Here is a 17,296-nt window from a genome sequence, read left to right as displayed (position 1 = left end):
GCTCAGGCCACCGAACGGCGTGGCTTCAGCGGCACGACCTTGGTGGCGTCCTCGGCACGGCGCGCCAGCACGCGGTCGATGCGGGCGAACACATCGCGCATCACCGAGGCCTCCGGCAGCAGGGTCACGCGGAAATGATGGCGGTACGGCACGTTGAAGCTGGAGCCCGGTACCACCAGCACGCCCTCGTTGTTCATCAGGTCCAGCGCGAAGTCGTGGTCGTCGAAACCCTTGGCGGCGGCACCGACCACCGCCGGGAACGCGTACAGCGCGCCGGCCGGCGCGACCAGCGACAGGTGTTCACTGGCCTCGCAGGCCTCGATCACCGCGCGCCGGGTTTCATACAGGCGGCCACCCGGGGTGCACAGTCCGGAGATAGTGTCCGGGCCGTTCACTGCGGCCTCGATGGCGTACTGGCCAGGCACGTTGGCGCACAGGCGCAGCGCGCCCAGCAGGTCCAGCGCGGCGCGGAAGTCGCCCAGGCGCGCGTCGTCACCACTGAGATGGGCCCAACCCACGCGCCAGCCGCAGGCACGGTGCACCTTGCTCAGGCCGCTGAAGGTCAGGCACGGATGATCGCCGGCCAGCGGCGCGACCGGCTGGAACACCGCATCGTCGTACAGGATCTGGTCGTAGATCTCGTCGACCAGCAACAGCAGGTTGTGGCGTCGTGCAATCTCGACCACGCGCTCCAGCAGTTCGCGCGGGTAGCTGGCACCGCTGGGGTTGTTCGGGTTGATCAGTACGAGGGCGCGGGTGCGTGACGACACCAGCGTCTCGATCTCGCTCGGGTCCGGCTGGAAGCCGTTCTCGGCGGCGCAGCGGTAGTACACCGGGCGGCCGTCGTTGAGGATGGTCGAGGCCGACCACAGCGGGTAGTCGGGCGACGGCACCAGCACTTCATCGCCCGGGTTGAGCAAGGCGCGCAGCGACAGGTCGATCAGTTCGCTGACGCCGTTGCCGACGAATACGCGGTCCGGATGTGCATCCGGTGCGCCACGGCGGGCGTAGTAACCGGCGATGGCCTCGCGTGCCACCGGCAGGCCCTGCTGGTGGGTGTACGGGTCGGTGCGGCCCATGTCGTCGGCGATCGCGCGCTGCAGGTGCTCGGGCGCGCGGAACCCGAAGTTGCCCGGGTTGCCGATGTTGAGCTTGATCAGCTTGCGGCCCTGCGCCTCCAGCTCCCGGGCTCGCCGCGCCAGTTCTCCGCGGATTTCGTAGCGCACTTCGGAAAGGCGCTCGCGGATGGCCAGGGGCTTGGGCGAGGGGGTGGACATGGGAACTGGGCCGTCAATGGGCATGGGGCTTCCATCCTACCGGAATTGCTGCAGTGCATGGCAAGGCGCGGCGCCGTCGCCGCCGGGCGGGCAGGGCGCTGGCACAGGTAGAATGGCGGCGATGACCCAGATCCCCGATTTCACCGCCCTGCAGACCATTGGCTGGCCCTGGCCTGGACCGCCGCAGCAGGCCGACTGGCAGGCTGTGATGGCGGCTCACCCGCAGGCCCGCCCGGCGCGGGTGATCGAACAACATCGCACGCATTACGTGGTGGCCGACGGCCCCGACGCGTCGATCAAGGCCGAGTCGCTGCCGGAATGGCAGCGCCCGCGCTTCCCCAGCCACGAGCGGCCGGCGGTGGGCGACTGGGTGCTGCTGGACGGCGTCCGCATCGCCGCGTTGCTGCCGCGGCGCACCGCGATCAAGCGCGGTGCGGCCGGGGAGCATTACCACCAGCAGGTGATCGCGGCGAACATCGACACGGTGTTCATCGTCTGCGGCCTGGATGCCGACTTCAATCCGCGCCGCATCGAACGCTACCTGCTGCTGGTCGGCGGTGGTGGTGCCGAACCGGTGGTGGTGCTGACCAAGGCCGACCAGACCGAGTACAGCGAGGATGCGCTGGCGGTGCTGGAAGAGCTGGAGATGCAGGGCATTGCCCTGCATGCGATCAACGGCCTGGATGCCAACAGCGTGGCGGTGCTGCAGCCGTGGCTGGGCCCCGGCCGCACGGTGGTGCTGGTCGGTTCCTCCGGTGCCGGCAAGTCCACGCTGACCAACACGCTGCTGGGCGAGCAACGGATGAAGACCAATGCGGTGCGTGCCAACGATTCACGCGGTCGCCACACCACCACGCACCGTGCGCTGATGCCGCTGCCGACCGGCGCCTGCCTGATCGATACGCCGGGCATGCGCGAGCTGAAGCCGACCGGTGAAGAGACATTGTCCGAAGGTGGCTTCGCCGATATCGAAGCGCTGGCCGAGCAGTGCCGCTTCCGCGACTGCTCGCACCACCAGGAACCGGGCTGCGCGGTGCGCGCGGCGATCGATGCCGGCGAGATCGAAGAGAGCCGCCTGCAGAACTACTTCAAGCTGAAGGAAGAAGTGGCCGCCGCTGCCGCCAAGCTGGCGGTTCGCCAGGCCGAGACCGCGCAGGAGCGCGGTGGCAGGAAGGGCAAGGGCCAGCAGTTCCGCCCGGCCGGAAAGCCGCGTAGGCGGTAACACGGCAGCCGAGCATGGGCTCGGCTCTACACCTGGTCCGCGGTGGAATCATTTCCTGTAGCGCCCGAGCCGATGCTCGGGCGGTGGCGCACTGCGCCGGGCACGGCAGGGCGTATAGTCCGCGCATGGAACCGACCGCGACGCTGGACCGTGAAGTGGCCCACCATGCGGCGCTCGATGCGCGCCTGGTCGAGGCCGTGGGAGGCATCCGCCTGCTGGGCCTGACCAGTTGGCCGGCGACCGTGCAGGCCCCGTTCCTGGACAGCGTGGCACGCGGGCAGCCGGCACTGCCGAAAGTGGACTACCCGCGACTCGATTTCAGCGAGGAGCGGCGTGCACTGGCGGCGATCGCCGCCGACTGCGACGACAGTCATCCGCTGGGCCACTACGTGCAGCAGTCTGCGCAGAGCTGGGACCTGGCCGCGCAGCTGCTGGAAGGGCTGGGCACTGCCGCCGTCGACACCTGTTCGGTGCAGCTGTTCGGCGCGCCCGAGCAGCCGCTGCCGGGTAACGGCCCGAGCACGCGGGACGCGGCGCGCCACTTCATCCAGATCGCCGCCGAGCTGGACCACGAGCTGCTGGCCCCGGAAGAGCAGGTGCCGGTCTCGGCCATCGCCCTGCAGCTGCAGCTGCAGAATGATCTGGACGCGTTCTTCGAATCGCGCATCATCCAGGTGCAGCTGGACCCCGAACTGGTGTCCAAGGCTGCTGCCGGCCCGACCCGCATCCGCCTGCGCACCAGCGCACGCTTCAGTGCCTACGATCGCGCGCAGCTGTTCCACCACGAAGCGCTGGTGCATTCGCTCACCGCATTGAACGGCCGCGAACAACCGGTGTTGCCGAGCCTGGCACTGTCATCGCCGCGGGTGACGGCGACCCAGGAAGGGCTTGCGACGTTCGCCGAGCAGATCACCGGCAGCATCGACATCGAGCGCCTGAAGCGCATCAGCCTGCGCACCGAGGCGATCGCGATGGCGCGCGAAGGCGCGGACTTCCTCGACGTCTTCCGCTACTTCTGCGACGCCGGGCAGAACCCGGAGGAGAGCTTCGCCTCGGCACAGCGGGTTTTCCGTGGCGTGCCTCCCGGTGGCGGACTGGCGTTCACCAAGGACACGGTATACCTGCGCGGGCTGGTTTCGGTGCATACCTTCTTCCGCCACATGCTGGCCGAGGACCGCCTGCAGGTCTGCCGCTGGTTGTTCGCCGGCAAGATGAGCCTGACCGATGCGCTGGCCTTCGCGCCGTTGTTCGAGGCGGGGGTACTGAAGCCGCCGCGCTGGCTGCCGCACTGGGTGAGCCGGGCGAACGGGCTGGCGGGCATGCTGGCGTTCTCGCTGTTCGCCAACCGGATACGGATGGACCAGCTGGCGCCGGAATGAAAGGCGTTGGCGGATCCTCCAGCGCCTGCCTGCTATCGGTGGGGAGGAGGCGGGGCACCCTGGCCAGGACACGCAAAAGCCCCTCCATGGTGCTCGATGGCGCCCTCCATGGCGCCAACGGTCCTGGCCAGGGTGCCCCGCCTCCTCCAGACAGTTTTCTGCGGGCGCGGTAGCAGGTCCACCAGAGGGATTGCGCTTGAAAAGCAAAGAGCCGGGCAATGCCCGGCTCTTTGCTTTTGCTCTTGCTTTCCATTGCCTCCGCGCCGGCGCGGGGAACTCTCCAGCGGGGGTAGGCAGGCCCATGCAGGACCGTGAGGCGCATGGATGCGCCGATCGAGCCCCCATGGATGGGTTTACGGCGTGTCCTGCATGGGCCTGCCTACCCACGCCATGCAGGAACAATCAACGCGCCGCAGCGCCCGCTTTCGATTTAGAACTCCGCCGCCACCGTCATGAACAGCTGCCGCGGTGCACTGGCATGGATCGCATAGCGCGTGCCCTTCGGATCGGTCGGTGCGAACGAACTCAGCTGGCCGGCGTAGCGCTTGTTGGTCAGGTTGGTCGCATTCAACGACACCCGCACGTTGCGCAGGCCCAGGCCCGGGCCGAAGTCGTAGCCCGCACCGGCGTCGAAGGTGGTCACGCCCGGCACCGACTGGTCGTTGGTGTAGGTGTAGTAGCGCTTGCCGGTGTACTTGGCACGCAGGCTGGCGAAGAAACCGTCGCGGTTCCAGCTGATTTCACTGGAAGCCATGCGCTGCGGCGTATCCACCGTGATCTTGCCGGCCACCGGCACGATAGCACCGCCCGAGGTGTAGTCATCCTCGTAGGTGGTCTTGTTCCAGGACAGTGCGTTGTACCACTGCAGGCCGTCGATCGGCTTGAGGATGAAGGTCAGTTCCGCACCGTGGCTCTTCACCGAACCGACGTTGATGAAGCGTGTCACGCACTCCGGACGCGTGCCGACTTCGATGCTCGAGCACGGGTTCAGTGACAGCAGGCGATTGTCGAACGTCACGTTGTAGGCCGCGATCGACGCCTGGTACTTCTCGCCGAAGGTGCGGAAGCCGGCTTCCAGGCTCTTGGACTTCTCCGGCTCCAGCCCGGCGCTGGCGGCGAACGATTCGGGCGACACCTGCAGCGGGCCGCCGCTGCCACCGCCGACGAAGGCGGCGATGTTCTCGGCGTACGAGGCGAACAGTTCATTGTTGGCGTTGAGCCTGAAGCCCACGCCCAGCTGCGGCAGCACCGATTCCTTGGCGGTCAGCGTGCCCGAGGCGATGCGGGTTTCCACGCCCGGGTTGGCGGTGGCGCGCATGCGCGTGTTGGGACTCTTGATGCCCACGTCCACGGTCAGCCGCTGGTCCAGGAAGCGCATGCGGTCCTGCACGTAGAACTGGCGCGTGCGGATGTCGAAGTCCTGGTTGAACAGCAGGCGGTCCGGGTTCTTCAGGTACAGGTCGTCCAGGAACGGGCCGCTGATGTAATAGAAATTGCGCGAGACATTATGGTCGTTCTGCTCGTACCACAAGCCGGCTTCCAGCTCGTGGATGCCCACCGTCCACGACAGTGCCGCGGTCAGTCCATCGCGGTTGATCGTGTAGTTGGTGCTGCGGATCGAGATCGGCAGCATCCTGTCGGTCCCCGGATAGGACGGCTGGCCCGGCGCCCACCAGTGGCCCTGGCCACGGTTGTCGTGGTGATAGGCCAGCAGCTTCAGCCGGCCCTGCTCGCCCAGGCGCAGGTCGGCATCGACCGAGTACAGGTTGTCGTCACGCAGCGCACGGCTCTGGTAGTACGCATCGTCGATACTGTTGACGCCGCCGCTGAAGGCGCAGCGCGCCTTGTTGTAGGTGCCCGGCGCACAGTACGCGGCGGCGACGGCGCGGTCCCAGTCCGGCGCATAGATGTTCCAGTCATAGCCCAGGCCACGTGCCAGCATGTCCTTGGACAGATAGGCGTAGTTGGCCTGGCTGGCGCGCGAGGTGGCCACGAACGCACCGAAGCGGTGCTCGCCGACATTCCACACCGCCTTGGCGTTGAACTGGCGGGTGGTCTGGTTCTGGTAGGGCGCGGCCCACATGTCCTGGTCCTGGTGCACGCCGGACACGTAGGCCGAGAAGCCGTTGAGGTCGCCGGTATCCACACGCAGGTAGCCGCGGCGCTGGTTGTTGTCGCCGACGGTGACGCTGGCGCGGCCACCGAATTCGGTGGAGGGATCCATCGAGAAATACTGGATGGTGCCGCCCAGGTTGCTGGTCGAGGCCACGCCCAGCGAGCCGATGCCCTGCGACAGTTCGGCGCCGGCCAGGTTCTCGGCGATGATCGCGCGGGCGATGCTCAGGCCGTTGTAGTTGCCGTAGCTGTTGTCACCCAGTGGGATGCCGTCCAGCGTGTAGCCGAGGCGGCTCTTGTCGAAACCGCGCAGGCTGATGGTCTGCGATTCCTCATTGGCACCGAAGGCATCGTTGGACTGCACCGACACGCCGGGCAGGCGGTCGAGGATCTTCTGGCCGCTGGTCCCCGGCGGCAGCACCTGCTTGTCGACCGCCGTGATGCGCTGTACCTGACGGGTCTCGCCCTGGCCGATCACGGAGACGGTATCCAGCGTCTGCGCGCTCAGCGTGGCGTCTGCGCTGGTGGTGGCGGTGTCAGCCGCGGAAGCGGCATGTGCGCTGGTGGCGGCGGAAAGCGCGATCGCCACGGCGAGGGTCAGGTGTCGGGTCTGCATGGGGATCCGTTGCATTGGGAGTGGTCACCGGCATGGATGCGCGGTGCATGGCCACTATGCGAACGGAACATGAAACCTTCTTTACGGGCTCCAGCGAGCGCCGCAATGCGCGCATGGCATGGATCCACCGGGGGAGGTGCGTGGATCCATGCCCTGCGCGGATGCGGTCTATCCCATGTACAGGCCACCGTTGACCGGATAATCCGCACCGGTCACATAGGAGGCATCGTCGGACGCCAGCCATGCACACAGGCCGGCCACTTCTTCCGGACGGCCGAGCCGGCGCACTGGTACCGAGGCGGCCAGACGGTCCAGCACGTCCGGCGGGAAACTGCTGATCGCCTGGCTGGCGATGTAGCCCGGCGACAGCGTGTTGACGGTGACCCCGCGCGACGCCACTTCGGCGGCCAGGGCACGGCTGAAGCCATGCATCGCCGCTTTGGCGGTGGCGTAGTTGACCTGGCCGATCTGGCCCTTGTGCGCGCTGACCGAGCCGATGTTGATGATGCGGCCCCAGCCCCGCGTGGCCATGCCATCGACCACCTGCTTGGTCAGGTTGAACAGTGCATTGAGGTTGGAGGCGATTACTGCATTCCAGTCCTCCACGGTCATCTGCCGGAACAGCAGGTCGCGGCTGCCGCCGGAGTTGTTGACCAGCACATCCACTTCACCGACCTCGGCGCGCACCTTGGCGAACGCGGCACTGGTCGAGGCCCAGTCGGTGGCATTGCCCTCGGAGGCGATGAAGTCAAAGCCCTGTTCGCGCTGCTCGCGCAGCCAGTTGGCCTTGCGCGGCGAGTTCGGCGCGCAGCCGGCGACCACGGTGTGGCCGCTGCGGGCCAGGCTCTGGCAGATGGCAGTGCCGACACTGCCCATGCCGCTGGTGACGTAAGCGATTCGAAGCGTCATTGCAGAAGGTTCCTCGGGAAGGGGTCAGGCGGTGAGCGGATACAGGCCGAACAGCAGGCTGCCGACCATCAGCAGCATCGAGATGGCGATGGCCCACTTCAGAGTGAACTTCTGGTGGTCGGCGAATTCGACCTTGGCCAGGCCCACCAGCAGGTAGGTGGACGGCACCAGCGGGCTGAGCAGGTGCACCGGCTGGCCGGCCAGCGACGCGCGTGCCATTTCCACCGGAGTGATGCCGTAGTTGCCGGCGGCTTCGGACAGGATCGGCAGCACGCCGAAGTAGAACGCATCGTTGGACATGAAGAAGGTGAACGGCATCGAGGCTACCGCCGTGATGACCGCAAGGTACGGGCCCCACGAATCCGGAATGATCGCCAGGAAGCTGTGCGACATCGCCTCGACCATGCCGGTGTTGTTGAGGATGCCGGTGAAGATGCCGGCGGCGAAGATCAGCGAGACCACCGACAGCACGTTGCCGGCATGGTTGACCACGCGGCGGCGCTGCTCGGCCAGGTTCGGGTAGTTGATCACCAGGGCCACGGCGAAGCCGACCATGAACAGCACTGGCATCGGCAGCACGCCGATGATAAGCGCGGTCATCAGTGCGAGGGTCAGTGCCAGGTTCACCCACAGCAGCTTCGGCCGCTTGATGTCTTCGGCGTCCTCGACGGTTGGCAGCGGGCTGCTGTCATCGGACACGCTGTTGTCCATCCAGCTGCCACCCTTGGGCAGCGTCACCACGCCGAGGCGGCGGCGTTCCTTCAGCCCCAGGTACCAGGCCAGCAGCAACACGCCGGCGCAGGCGATCACCATCGACGGAATCAGCGGCACGAACACATCGGCCGGGTCCACATGCAGCGCGGTGGCGGCGCGTGCGGTCGGGCCGCCCCACGGGGTCAGGTTCATCACGCCACCGGCGAGGATGGTCACGCAGGTCATGTTCAGCGCGTTCATGCCAAGCCGCTGGTACAGCGGCAGCATCGCCGATACGGTGATCATGTAGGTGGTCGAGCCGTCGCCGTCGAGCGAGATCAGCATCGCCAGCACCGCCGTGCCCAGCACGATCTTCATCGGATCGCCCTTGACGAAGCGCAGGATGACCCGCACCAGCGGATCGAACAGGCCGGCGTCGATCATCACCCCGAAGTAGAGGATGGCGAACATCAGCATCACGCCGGTCGGCGCGATCTTCTTGATGCCTTCCAGCATCATTTCGTCGATGCCGGCGCCGAAGCCGCCGATCAGCGCGAACAGGATGGGGATGGTGATCAGGGCGACGAGCGGCGACAGGCGTTTGCTCATGATCAAGTACATGAACGTAATGACCATGCCAAAGCCGAGGATGCTCAGCATCATCTGCGGACTCCTTGCGAAAACAGGACGTGGGGGAGTGGAAGGGTCGCGGGCGGCGCGCGCCCGGAGTTTCAGGCCTAGAAGTCGTACTGCAGGCGGCCGGTGACCGCCCGCGTGCGGTCCACCGTGACCCCGGCCAGGCGGTCGCGGTTGCGGCTTTCGATCACGTTGAGCATGAAGCGCAGGTTGTCGCGCAGGTACCAGTTGCCGCCCAGCGTCCACGCTTCGGTGCTGCCGCGGCGCAGGTCCGGCGCGCCATCCAGGTGCTGCGCGCCCCGCATCTGGTCGTAGCGCAGCGCCACTTCGAAGGCACCCGCCTTGTGGCGGATGTCCTTCACGCGCGCGAAGCGGCCGGTCTTGCGGTCGTACGCGCGGCTTTCGCCGGTGACGAACCAGCTGAGCATGCCGTAGGCCGCCATCACGTCGCCGCGCTGGGCCCCATCATCGAAGGTGGCGCCACTGAACTCGCCCTGCCACGACAGCGGGCCGCGCACCTGCGCGTATTCCAGCGACCACTTGTTGACGTCGGTGTCGCGGCCGGTGGAAAAGTCGACCAGGGTCAGGCGGATGTTGTCGGACAGGTGGCCCGCCGGGCGCGGGCGGATCCGCAGCGCCGGTACGCCGTTGGCACCGGGGTTGTCATACGCCTCGCGGGCCAGTGACAGGCCCAGGTGCAGCACGTCGCCGTCGCTGGGAGAGGGCGCCCAGGTAACGCGGCCACCGGCGGCACGGCCCTTCACCTGCCAGGCGTCGATGCTCTCCAGGCTGTAGATGCTGGCGGCCCAGGTGACGTCGCCCGGATTGGCCTGCCACGATGCGCCCAGGCGGTACAGCGGAGCCAGCGTGGTGCCGGCGTTGCCGCGCTCGAGGAAGCTGCCGTAGTTGGAACTGGTGCGGTCATCCAGCGAGAAGTACTGCTTGAACTGGCCGACGGTCAGCTTGCCGGCCTTGCCGAAGCTGCGCGCCAGGTACACGTCCTTGGCCTCGACGCGGTCGCCGGAGAAGTCGGCTTCCAGCTTGTAGTCGACCACGAAGAACTTGCCCGACACGTCCAGCCACGCACGGCGGATCTCGGTGTCGTCCTTGTTCGGGGCACCGCGGTTGTCGTTGTCGAAGGTGGCGAAGTCCAGGTGCAGGCGGCCCCCAAGGGCGGCCGTGACCGGACGGTCGTCTTCGGCGGCAAAGGCCGGCGCCGACAGGACCGCCAGCGCCATCATGGCGGCAGGACGCCGCCAGGCAAACGTGAATTCCACAAACCCTCCCAGGTGCACGCCAGGCGCGCGGCAATCGTGGGCACCGGACGGTGCGTGGCCGCAGTCTGGGTTGCCGTAGCTGTCATCGTCCTGTCAGCGGTTTGTGCGGTGCAGCGTAAACGGCTTCGTTCTGCCGCCCGGACCATGCCCCGGGGCTGGCCACGCGCCATGCGGTAGCATTCGCTTCCCCTCCCACCGTTGTGCCCATGCGCCTGCTGCTGGTCGAAGACAATCCGGATCTGGCCGATGCGATCATCCGTCGCATGCGCCGCAGCGGGCATGCCGTGGACTGGCAGGCCGATGGCCTGGCGGCGGCCAGCGTGCTGCGCTACCAGAGCTTCGACCTGGTGGTGCTGGATATCGGCCTGCCCAAGCTCGACGGCCTGCAGGTACTGGCTGGCATGCGCGAACGTGGCGACAGCACGCCCGTGCTGATGCTGACCGCACGCGATGGCATCGAAGACCGGGTGCAGGCACTGGACGTCGGCGCCGACGACTATCTTGGCAAGCCGTTCGATTTCCGCGAGTTCGAGGCGCGCTGCCGCGTGCTGCTGCGGCGTGCACGCGGCCAGGCCAGCGAAGTGGTGCAGATCGGCAGCTTCCAGTTCGACAATGCCGCGCGCCGGGTCAGCCTCGATGGCGAGCCGATCGAACTCCCCAACCGGGAGTACCGGTTGCTTGAGATCCTGGTCGGCCGACTCGGCCAGGTGGTAGGCAAGGATGAGATCGGCAATAGGCTGTTCGGCTTCGATGATGAGGCGGGACCGAATGCCATCGAGCTGTACGTCGGCCGCCTGAGAAGGAAGCTTGCCGGCGCACCGCTGCGCATCACCACGGTGCGCGGCGTCGGCTACCTGCTGGAAGCCAGCAATGGCGGCTCCGATGCCGATGGTTGACACGCGTGTCGCGAATGCCGCGCCAGGCTCGCTGCGGCGCACGCTGCTGCTTTACCTCGGGGCGTTGCTGGCGGTGTTCGCGGTCGCCCTGCTGTTCGCCGCGCGCGATTATGGCCAGCGCGCTGCAAACCGCTCCTATGACCACCTGCTGGTGTCCTCGGCGCTGTCCATCGGCGATTCGGTGGCCCTGGTCGATGGCCAGTGGCAGGTCGACCTGCCCTATGCCGCGCTGGACCTGCTGGCGATGGCACCTGAGGACCGCGTGTTCTATCGCGTGGCCGACAGCCGCGGCAACCTGATCACCGGCTACGGTGACCTGCCGGCACCGCCGCGCCGGCCCGGTGCGAATCCGCAACTGTTCGATGCGGTGTACAGCGGTGAGAAGGTGCGCTTCGTGGTGGTCAGCCGCAGCTTCGCCGCCGCCTCGGCGCAGGGCGAGGTGCAGGTGCAGGTGGGGCAGACCCGCCGCGCGCGCGAGGCCGTCGCGCAGGACATGGTCAACCGCGCGCTGCTGGCAATCGGCGTGTTGTCCGGCCTGCTGCTGGCACTGGTCGCCTTCGGCGTGCATCGCGCGTTCCGGCCGCTGGTGCGTGTGGAGCGCGAGTTGTCGCGGCGTGAGCCTTCCGACCTGAAGCCGTTGGATGCGCACGTGCCACGCGAGATGGACCAGATGGTGGCGGCGCTGAACCGCTTCATGGAACGGCTGTCCAGCAGCAACGAAACGCTGCGCGCGTTCATGGCCGAGGCTGCACACCAGATGCGCACGCCACTGGCGGCGCTGCGCGCGCAGGCGCAGCTGGCGCTGGATGATGATGATCCGGAAGACATGCGGCGCAGCCTGCAGGCGATCGAGCGCAACGCCACCCACATGAGCCGGTTGCTCAACCAGCTGCTCAGCGATGCCAGCGTGATCCATCGTTCGCATCTGCAGCGGTTCGTCGCGGTGGACCTGGCCGAGACCGTGCACCAGGCCCTGCATGACGTCCTGCCGCAGGCCGGTCCAGCACCGCGCGTGCAATTGGCGATGACCGCCGAACCGGTACAGGTGCATGGCGATGCGTTGCTGTTGCGCGAGGCGATCAAGAACCTGGTCGACAATGCACTGAAGTACGGCGGCGAGGGCCCTCTGCAGATCGCGCTGACCGTGGAGGGCGGGCAGGCCGTGCTGACCATTGCCGACCACGGCGCCGGCATCGCGCCTGCGGACGCCGAACGCGTGTTCGAGCGCTTCGCCCGCGGCGAAGGCGCACCGTCGGGGGGGGCCGGCCTTGGCCTGGCCATCGTCAAGCGCGTGGTCGACAGCCACGGTGGACGCATCGACCTGAGCAACCGCCCGCAGGGCGGGTTGATCGCCACCGTCCGCCTGCCCCGGAGCAGCCCATGATCCGATTGTTCGCAGTGGCTTTTGCCCTGTTGTTGGCCCTGCCGGTACTGGCCGCGCCCGGTGATGTGCGCCGCTTCCCCGCCCAGGGCAAAGCCACCGCACAGCTGCGCATCCATGGCACCACCGACATCGAGGTATTCGCGGTGGTGATCGCCGACTACCAGCGCCTGCATCCGGGCACCGAGGTCATCTATGAAGACATCATCACCCAGGACCTGTACGCACGTTACCTGCATGACCGCCACGGTCCTGCTTCGCCGGACCTGCTGATCTCCAGTGGCATGGACCTGCAGACCAAGCTGGTCAACGACGGCCATGCGGTGCCGCACCGCTCGGCGCAGACTGCCGCGTTGCCGGCATGGGCGCAGTGGCGCAGCGAGGCGTTCGGCATCAGCTATGAGCCGGTGGTGATGGTCTACAACACCCGTGCACTGCCTGCGGCGGAAGTACCGCATACGCGGCGCCAGCTGCTGGATCGCCTGCGTGCCGAAGGCGCACCACTGCGTGGCAGGGTCGGTACTTATGACATCGAGCGCAGCAGTGTCGGTTACCTGCTGGCCACCCAGGACGCGCAGCGCGGCAGCATCGCCGGCGCACTGCTGGGCGCGCTCGGCGACAATGACGTGGTGCGCGAGGAGCGCACCGGTGTGCTGCTGGACCAGGTTGCCAGCGGCCAGCTGTCGCTGGTCTACAACGTCCTTGGTTCCTATGCACAGGCGCGCATCGACGCCGGCGCGCCGCTGGCGATCGTCGAGCCGGAGGACTACACGCTGGTGGTGCTGCGGACTGCGGTGATTCCGCGCACCGGGCCACACCCGCAGGAGGCGCGCCGTTTCCTCGATTACCTGTTGTCGCCCCGCGGCCAGCAGGTACTGTCGCGTGAGGCGCGGTTGATGCCGATCGTGACCGGCAGCACGCACGATGACGGTGCGCCGGGCCGCAGTCGCCGCCCGATCCAGCTCGGACCGGGCCTGCTGGTGTATCTGGACGCACTCAAGCGCCGCCAGTTCCTCGACGCCTGGCGCAGCAGCGTGGAGCCCGCGGGGCGCTGAGGCGGCGGCCCGCCCGTACAATGGCCGCATGAGCGAATACACCATCCTGATTGCCGATGACCATCCGTTGCTGCGTTCGGCGGTGGTGCAGTCGCTGCGGCAGAGCCTGCCGCTGGCGCAGGTGCGCGAGGTGGCGAGTGCCGAGGCGCTCGCCGAGGCCCTGGATGCCCATCCGGACGTGGACCTGGTGCTGCTCGACCTCACCATGCCGGGCGCGCATGGTTTCTCTGCACTGCTGCATGTGCGCGGCGCGCATCCGGACATCCCGGTGGTGATCCTTTCGTCCAATGACCACCCGCGCGTGATCCGCCGCGCCCAGCAGTTCGGTGCCGCCGGATTCATCCCGAAGTCGGCCCCGGCCGAGACCATTGGCGAGGCGGTGCAGGTGGTGCTCGATGGAGGCCTGTGGTTCCCGGCGATGGCCGCTGAACGGTCCGAGGCCGACGCGCTGCTGGCCAGCCGCCTGGCGCAGCTGACCCCGCAGCAGTTCCGGGTGCTGCTGTGCCTGGCCGATGGCCTGCTCAACAAGCAGATTGCCTATACGCTGGGGCTGGCCGAGAACACGGTGAAGGTGCATGTCACCGCGATCCTGAAGAAGCTCGAGTGCCATAGCCGAACGCAGGCAGCGGTGCTGGTGAAGGCGCTGGAGCCGGAAGGCGACGCGGGCGCTGGACTGTAGTTTCCAGCCAACGGCGCCGCCCCTCGTGGGTGGACACGTAGAGCAGTTCATGGGTGAGGCCGGGCAGGTTCCGTGCACGTCCACCCACGGAAGAGAAAAGAAGATCAAAAGCAAAGGCAGCCTGACAGGCCGCTTTTTGTAGAGCCGAGCCCACGCTCGGCTGCTTTCTGGCCGGTCCGTGAAGCCGAGCATGGGCTCGGCTCTACACGAGCAAGCGCAGCGCGCGACCCGCTTTTGATCTTATTTTCTTCTCCGTGGGTGCAGGCCACCGAAATCTGTCGGAGGCCGGTCGGGTTGGGTGCGCGGGGGTGTCAGCCGCATGGATGCGGCTGCCAAGCCTCCAGGGACGGATTCACGGCGTCCCCCGCGCACCCAACCCGACCGGCCCACCCACGGCTTTTGCTTTCCACGACCAACCAGACACCACCCACGAGGGGCTGCGCCGTTGGCTGGAAACTACCCGCGATGCCGCACCAGCAACTGACTCATCAGCGCCCGCAGCGCCGGTGGCTTCACCGGCTTGGCCATCATTCCCCAGCCGCGCCCGGCGGCCATCTCGCGCAGCCCCGCGTCGCGCTCGGCGGTGACCAGTACCACCGGCGGGCGTGCCTGCCACAGCTCGGCCAATGCCTCGTACAGCACCGGCCCATGGTGGTCGCCCATGCGCACATCCAGCAATACCAGCTCCGGCACTGTTGCCGTCGCGGCAAACTGCAAGGCCGCCTGCGGGCCATCGGCCAGCGTCACCTCGCAGCCCCAGCGCTCGAGGAGCGCGCGGCTGGCCGCGCACACGTGCGGATCGTCGTCGATCACCCACACCCGGCGCCCGCGCAGGGGATTGTCCGCAGCCGGTTCCTGCACCAGCACCGGCGCGGGCGCAGTCGTAGGAATCGCGCTGGCTTCACCGAATGGCACGCCCACCGCGAACACGCTGCCCTGGCCCAGCCGCGAGCGCAGCCGGATCGGGTGGCCGAGCAGGCGACCGATGCGATCGACAATGGCCAGGCCGAGGCCGGCACCGCGTTGCTGGCCGTCGTGCAGGCGGCGGAACTCCTCGAAGATTTCGCCCTGCAGCGCATCGGGAATGCCGGGACCCTGATCGTGTACCTCGATCCACAGCCGTCCATCGCGGCGACGGCAACCAAGCAGCACGCGGCCGCGTTCGCTGTAGCGCAGCGCGTTGGACAGGAAATTCTGCAGGATGCGGCGCAGCAGTGCTTCATCGCTGACCACCACCGCATCGGTATCGACCCAGTCCACCACCAGCCCGCGTGATTGCGCGGCGATGCCGAACTCGCGCGCCAGCGTCTGCAGCAGGGGGCCCAGCCGGAAGGCCTGCACGCGCGTGGGCAGGCTGCCTGATTCCAGCCGCGCGATGTCCAGCAGGCTGTTGAGGATCGCATCCTGCGCCGCCAATGCGGCGTCGATGTGGTCGGCAGTCTGCTGTTGCGCCGGGTCGCCCAGCTTGCCGCGCAGCACGGACACGAACATGCGCGCGGCATTGAGCGGCTGCAGCAGGTCGTGCACTGCCGAAGCGACGAAGCGGGTCTTGTAGCGGTTGGCCTGTTCGGCCTCGCGGCGCGCTTCATCCAGGTCGCGGGTGCGCTCGGCGACGCGATGCTCCAGCGCGTCGGCCAGCGAGCGCAGTTCGCGCGCCGCGTTCTTGTAGCTGGTGATGTCGGCGTAACTGGTGACAAAACCACCATCGGGTAGCGGATTGCCGCGGATCTCCAGCACCGTGCCGTCGTCCTTCTCGCTCTCGCGCATGTGCGGGCGGCCGCTGCGCAGATGATTGAGGCGACGCTCGATGGCCTCGTCTATCGGGCCGGGGCCGAGCAGGCCGCGGCGAGCATTGAAGCGGAACAGGTCTTCGATCGGCCGCCCGACGCGCACCAGGTCCGGCGGGAAACGGAACAGCTCCAGGTAGCGGGAGTTCCATGCGACCAAGCGCAACTCCCGGTCGATCACCACCACGCCCTGCGGCAGGTGCTCGAGGCTGCGGCTGAGGCCGCTGTCGGCGGCCGTAGCGGCCTGCAGCAGGCCGTCCTGCGCGGTGCGCAGCTCCTGGGCATGCTGCTTGAGCAGGGTTTCCAGTTCGCGGCGGCTGCGCAGGCGGTGCTTGGCCAGGCGCCGGCGCTGCTGCACGAACAGCACCAGGAAGCCCAGGGCCAGCCACGCGGCACCGCCGGTGAGTGCGGCCGCGCGACCGGCGGCGATGGCGCTGCCGGCGTCATGCAGCAGGTGCAGGTTCCAGCCTTCGGCCGGCAGCGGCAGGCTTTGCCACAACATGGGTTGCGGCAACGCCGGATCCAGCAGCCGCACCATGCGGCCGCCGTCGGCCAGCACGTCTTCGGTGCGTGCGCGCAGCGGCTGCAATGCGCGGTCGGCGTACTGGCGGGCGTCGAGCATTTCGCGGCGCTCACCGGCACCCAGTGGACGCAGCAGCCGGTAGCGCCAGCTGTCACGGTTGGCCAGGAACACCACGTCGTGGTCGTCGCTGGCCAGCACCACGTCCGGACTGCTCAACCATTCCTGTTCCAGCGCGGACAGCTCGACCTTGATCACCACCACACCGAGCCGCTTGCCGTCATCCTCGATGGCCTGCGACAGGTAGTAGCCGGGCACGCCGGTGGTCATGCCGATGCCATAGAAGCGGCCACGGCCGCTGGCCAGTGCCTGGCGGTAGTAGGGGCGGTAGCTGTAGTTCTCGCCGACATTGCTGGTCGGCTGGTCCCAGTTGCTGGCCGCCACCGCCACGCCGTCGTGGCCGACCAGGGTCAGGGTCGAGGCACGCGTGACTTCGTTGGCCCGTTGCAGCTTGAGGTTCAGCCGTTGCCGTTCGGCCGCCGAGGGCGCTACGCGCAGCGCATGCAGCAGGTCCGGATCCAGTGCCAGGACCTGGGGCAGGGTGCCGAAGCGGTCGATGCGCTGTTGCAGGCCCTGGCCATACAGTTGCAGCTGGCGTTGCACCTGGCTGCTTTCCTCGCCGAGCGCGCGCCGCCAGGCGTAGTGGCCGGCGGCGACCGCGCACAGCATGGTGCCACCGACCATCACCAGGATCGTCAGCAACAGCATCCGGTGGCGGCTGAGCCAGTACATGGCGGCAGTCTACGCAGGGCCGGCGGGCGTGGCGTGCACGCCCGCCGGGGCTTGACGTGGAA

The 17,296-nt window shown here is 67.8% G+C and carries 12 protein-coding genes; 6 read left to right on the top strand and 6 right to left on the bottom strand.

From position 1 onward, the window contains the following. Nucleotides 1-2 precede the first annotated feature (2 nt). Nucleotides 3-1,277 (bottom strand): pyridoxal phosphate-dependent aminotransferase, encoded by a 1,275-nt coding sequence (locus A9K58_RS07525; protein ID WP_065198781.1) that lies wholly within the window; start codon nucleotides 1,275-1,277, stop codon nucleotides 3-5. 112 nt (nucleotides 1,278-1,389) lie between these two features. On the opposite strand from A9K58_RS07525, the gene rsgA reads away from it, so the two are divergent. Further along, on the top strand, nucleotides 1,390-2,499 hold the full coding sequence (gene rsgA, locus A9K58_RS07520) for a ribosome small subunit-dependent GTPase A (RefSeq protein WP_065198780.1): 1,110 nt from the start codon (nucleotides 1,390-1,392) through the stop codon (nucleotides 2,497-2,499). 125 nt (nucleotides 2,500-2,624) lie between these two features. After that, nucleotides 2,625-3,878 (top strand): flavohemoglobin expression-modulating QEGLA motif protein, encoded by a 1,254-nt coding sequence (locus tag A9K58_RS07515; protein WP_065198779.1) that lies wholly within the window; start codon nucleotides 2,625-2,627, stop codon nucleotides 3,876-3,878. A gap of 430 nt (nucleotides 3,879-4,308) precedes the next feature. On the opposite strand, the gene A9K58_RS07510 is transcribed toward A9K58_RS07515, so the two are convergent. The 4 genes from A9K58_RS07510 to A9K58_RS07495 form a co-directional block, all read right to left on the bottom strand. Next, complete coding sequence (locus A9K58_RS07510; RefSeq protein WP_065198778.1) at nucleotides 4,309-6,609, bottom strand: TonB-dependent receptor; 2,301 nt, start codon at nucleotides 6,607-6,609, stop codon at nucleotides 4,309-4,311. A 168-nt stretch (nucleotides 6,610-6,777) separates the two neighbouring features. Next, the gene (gene phbB, locus A9K58_RS07505; protein ID WP_065198777.1) at nucleotides 6,778-7,518 is read right to left on the bottom strand and encodes an acetoacetyl-CoA reductase; all 741 of its coding nucleotides are present in this window, start codon (nucleotides 7,516-7,518) and stop codon (nucleotides 6,778-6,780) included. A gap of 24 nt (nucleotides 7,519-7,542) precedes the next feature. Continuing rightward, nucleotides 7,543-8,871, bottom strand: a complete 1,329-nt coding sequence (locus tag A9K58_RS07500; RefSeq protein WP_065199013.1) for a CitMHS family transporter — start codon at nucleotides 8,869-8,871, stop codon at nucleotides 7,543-7,545. Between the two features lie 77 nt (nucleotides 8,872-8,948). Next, nucleotides 8,949-10,088: an OprO/OprP family phosphate-selective porin gene (locus A9K58_RS07495; protein WP_065198776.1), complete on the bottom strand. Its 1,140-nt coding sequence runs from the start codon at nucleotides 10,086-10,088 to the stop codon at nucleotides 8,949-8,951. Nucleotides 10,089-10,330: 242 nt separating this feature from the next. On the opposite strand from A9K58_RS07495, the gene A9K58_RS07490 reads away from it, so the two are divergent. From A9K58_RS07490 to A9K58_RS07475, 4 genes are read left to right on the top strand one after another with little or no spacing between them, the layout of a single operon-like run. Further along, nucleotides 10,331-11,020: a response regulator transcription factor gene (locus A9K58_RS07490; protein ID WP_065198775.1), complete on the top strand. Its 690-nt coding sequence runs from the start codon at nucleotides 10,331-10,333 to the stop codon at nucleotides 11,018-11,020. Then, nucleotides 11,013-12,404 carry a sensor histidine kinase gene (locus tag A9K58_RS07485; protein ID WP_065199012.1) on the top strand — a complete coding sequence of 464 codons (1,392 nt, stop codon included), beginning with the start codon at nucleotides 11,013-11,015 and terminating at the stop codon, nucleotides 12,402-12,404. Before A9K58_RS07490 ends, A9K58_RS07485 begins: the two co-directional genes overlap by 8 nt. Next, complete coding sequence (locus tag A9K58_RS07480; protein ID WP_065198774.1) at nucleotides 12,401-13,456, top strand: ABC transporter substrate-binding protein; 1,056 nt, start codon at nucleotides 12,401-12,403, stop codon at nucleotides 13,454-13,456. Before A9K58_RS07485 ends, A9K58_RS07480 begins: the two co-directional genes overlap by 4 nt. Before the next feature lie 28 nt (nucleotides 13,457-13,484). Continuing rightward, nucleotides 13,485-14,135 (top strand): response regulator, encoded by a 651-nt coding sequence (locus A9K58_RS07475; RefSeq protein ID WP_065198773.1) that lies wholly within the window; start codon nucleotides 13,485-13,487, stop codon nucleotides 14,133-14,135. A gap of 456 nt (nucleotides 14,136-14,591) precedes the next feature. Here the strand turns inward: A9K58_RS07475 and A9K58_RS07470 are convergent, their stop codons facing one another. Next, nucleotides 14,592-17,234, bottom strand: coding sequence for a hybrid sensor histidine kinase/response regulator (locus A9K58_RS07470; protein ID WP_065198772.1), 2,643 nt, complete (start codon nucleotides 17,232-17,234; stop codon nucleotides 14,592-14,594). Between the last annotated feature and the right edge of the window lie 62 nt (nucleotides 17,235-17,296).

It is taken from the genome of Stenotrophomonas maltophilia (assembly GCF_001676385.1).
GTDB lineage: Bacteria > Pseudomonadota > Gammaproteobacteria > Xanthomonadales > Xanthomonadaceae > Stenotrophomonas > Stenotrophomonas maltophilia_J.
This window is presented reverse-complemented; position numbering and strand designations above follow the sequence as displayed.

What these genes read in the sequence shown, in the direction of transcription:
- A9K58_RS07490 (WP_065198775.1), top strand. Translation starts at nt 10,331, where the DNA reads ATGCGCCTGCTGCTGGTCGAAGACAATCCGGATCTGGCCGATGCGATC.
- A9K58_RS07495 (WP_065198776.1), bottom strand. Translation starts at nt 10,088, where the DNA reads ATGATGGCGCTGGCGGTCCTGTCGGCGCCGGCCTTTGCCGCCGAAGAC.
- A9K58_RS07485 (WP_065199012.1), top strand. Translation starts at nt 11,013, where the DNA reads ATGGTTGACACGCGTGTCGCGAATGCCGCGCCAGGCTCGCTGCGGCGC.
- A9K58_RS07510 (WP_065198778.1), bottom strand. Translation starts at nt 6,609, where the DNA reads ATGCAGACCCGACACCTGACCCTCGCCGTGGCGATCGCGCTTTCCGCC.
- phbB (WP_065198777.1), bottom strand. Translation starts at nt 7,518, where the DNA reads ATGACGCTTCGAATCGCTTACGTCACCAGCGGCATGGGCAGTGTCGGC.
- A9K58_RS07500 (WP_065199013.1), bottom strand. Translation starts at nt 8,871, where the DNA reads ATGCTGAGCATCCTCGGCTTTGGCATGGTCATTACGTTCATGTACTTG.
- A9K58_RS07475 (WP_065198773.1), top strand. Translation starts at nt 13,485, where the DNA reads ATGAGCGAATACACCATCCTGATTGCCGATGACCATCCGTTGCTGCGT.
- A9K58_RS07515 (WP_065198779.1), top strand. Translation starts at nt 2,625, where the DNA reads ATGGAACCGACCGCGACGCTGGACCGTGAAGTGGCCCACCATGCGGCG.
- A9K58_RS07525 (WP_065198781.1), bottom strand. Translation starts at nt 1,277, where the DNA reads ATGTCCACCCCCTCGCCCAAGCCCCTGGCCATCCGCGAGCGCCTTTCC.
- rsgA (WP_065198780.1), top strand. Translation starts at nt 1,390, where the DNA reads ATGGCGGCGATGACCCAGATCCCCGATTTCACCGCCCTGCAGACCATT.
- A9K58_RS07470 (WP_065198772.1), bottom strand. Translation starts at nt 17,234, where the DNA reads ATGTACTGGCTCAGCCGCCACCGGATGCTGTTGCTGACGATCCTGGTG.
- A9K58_RS07480 (WP_065198774.1), top strand. Translation starts at nt 12,401, where the DNA reads ATGATCCGATTGTTCGCAGTGGCTTTTGCCCTGTTGTTGGCCCTGCCG.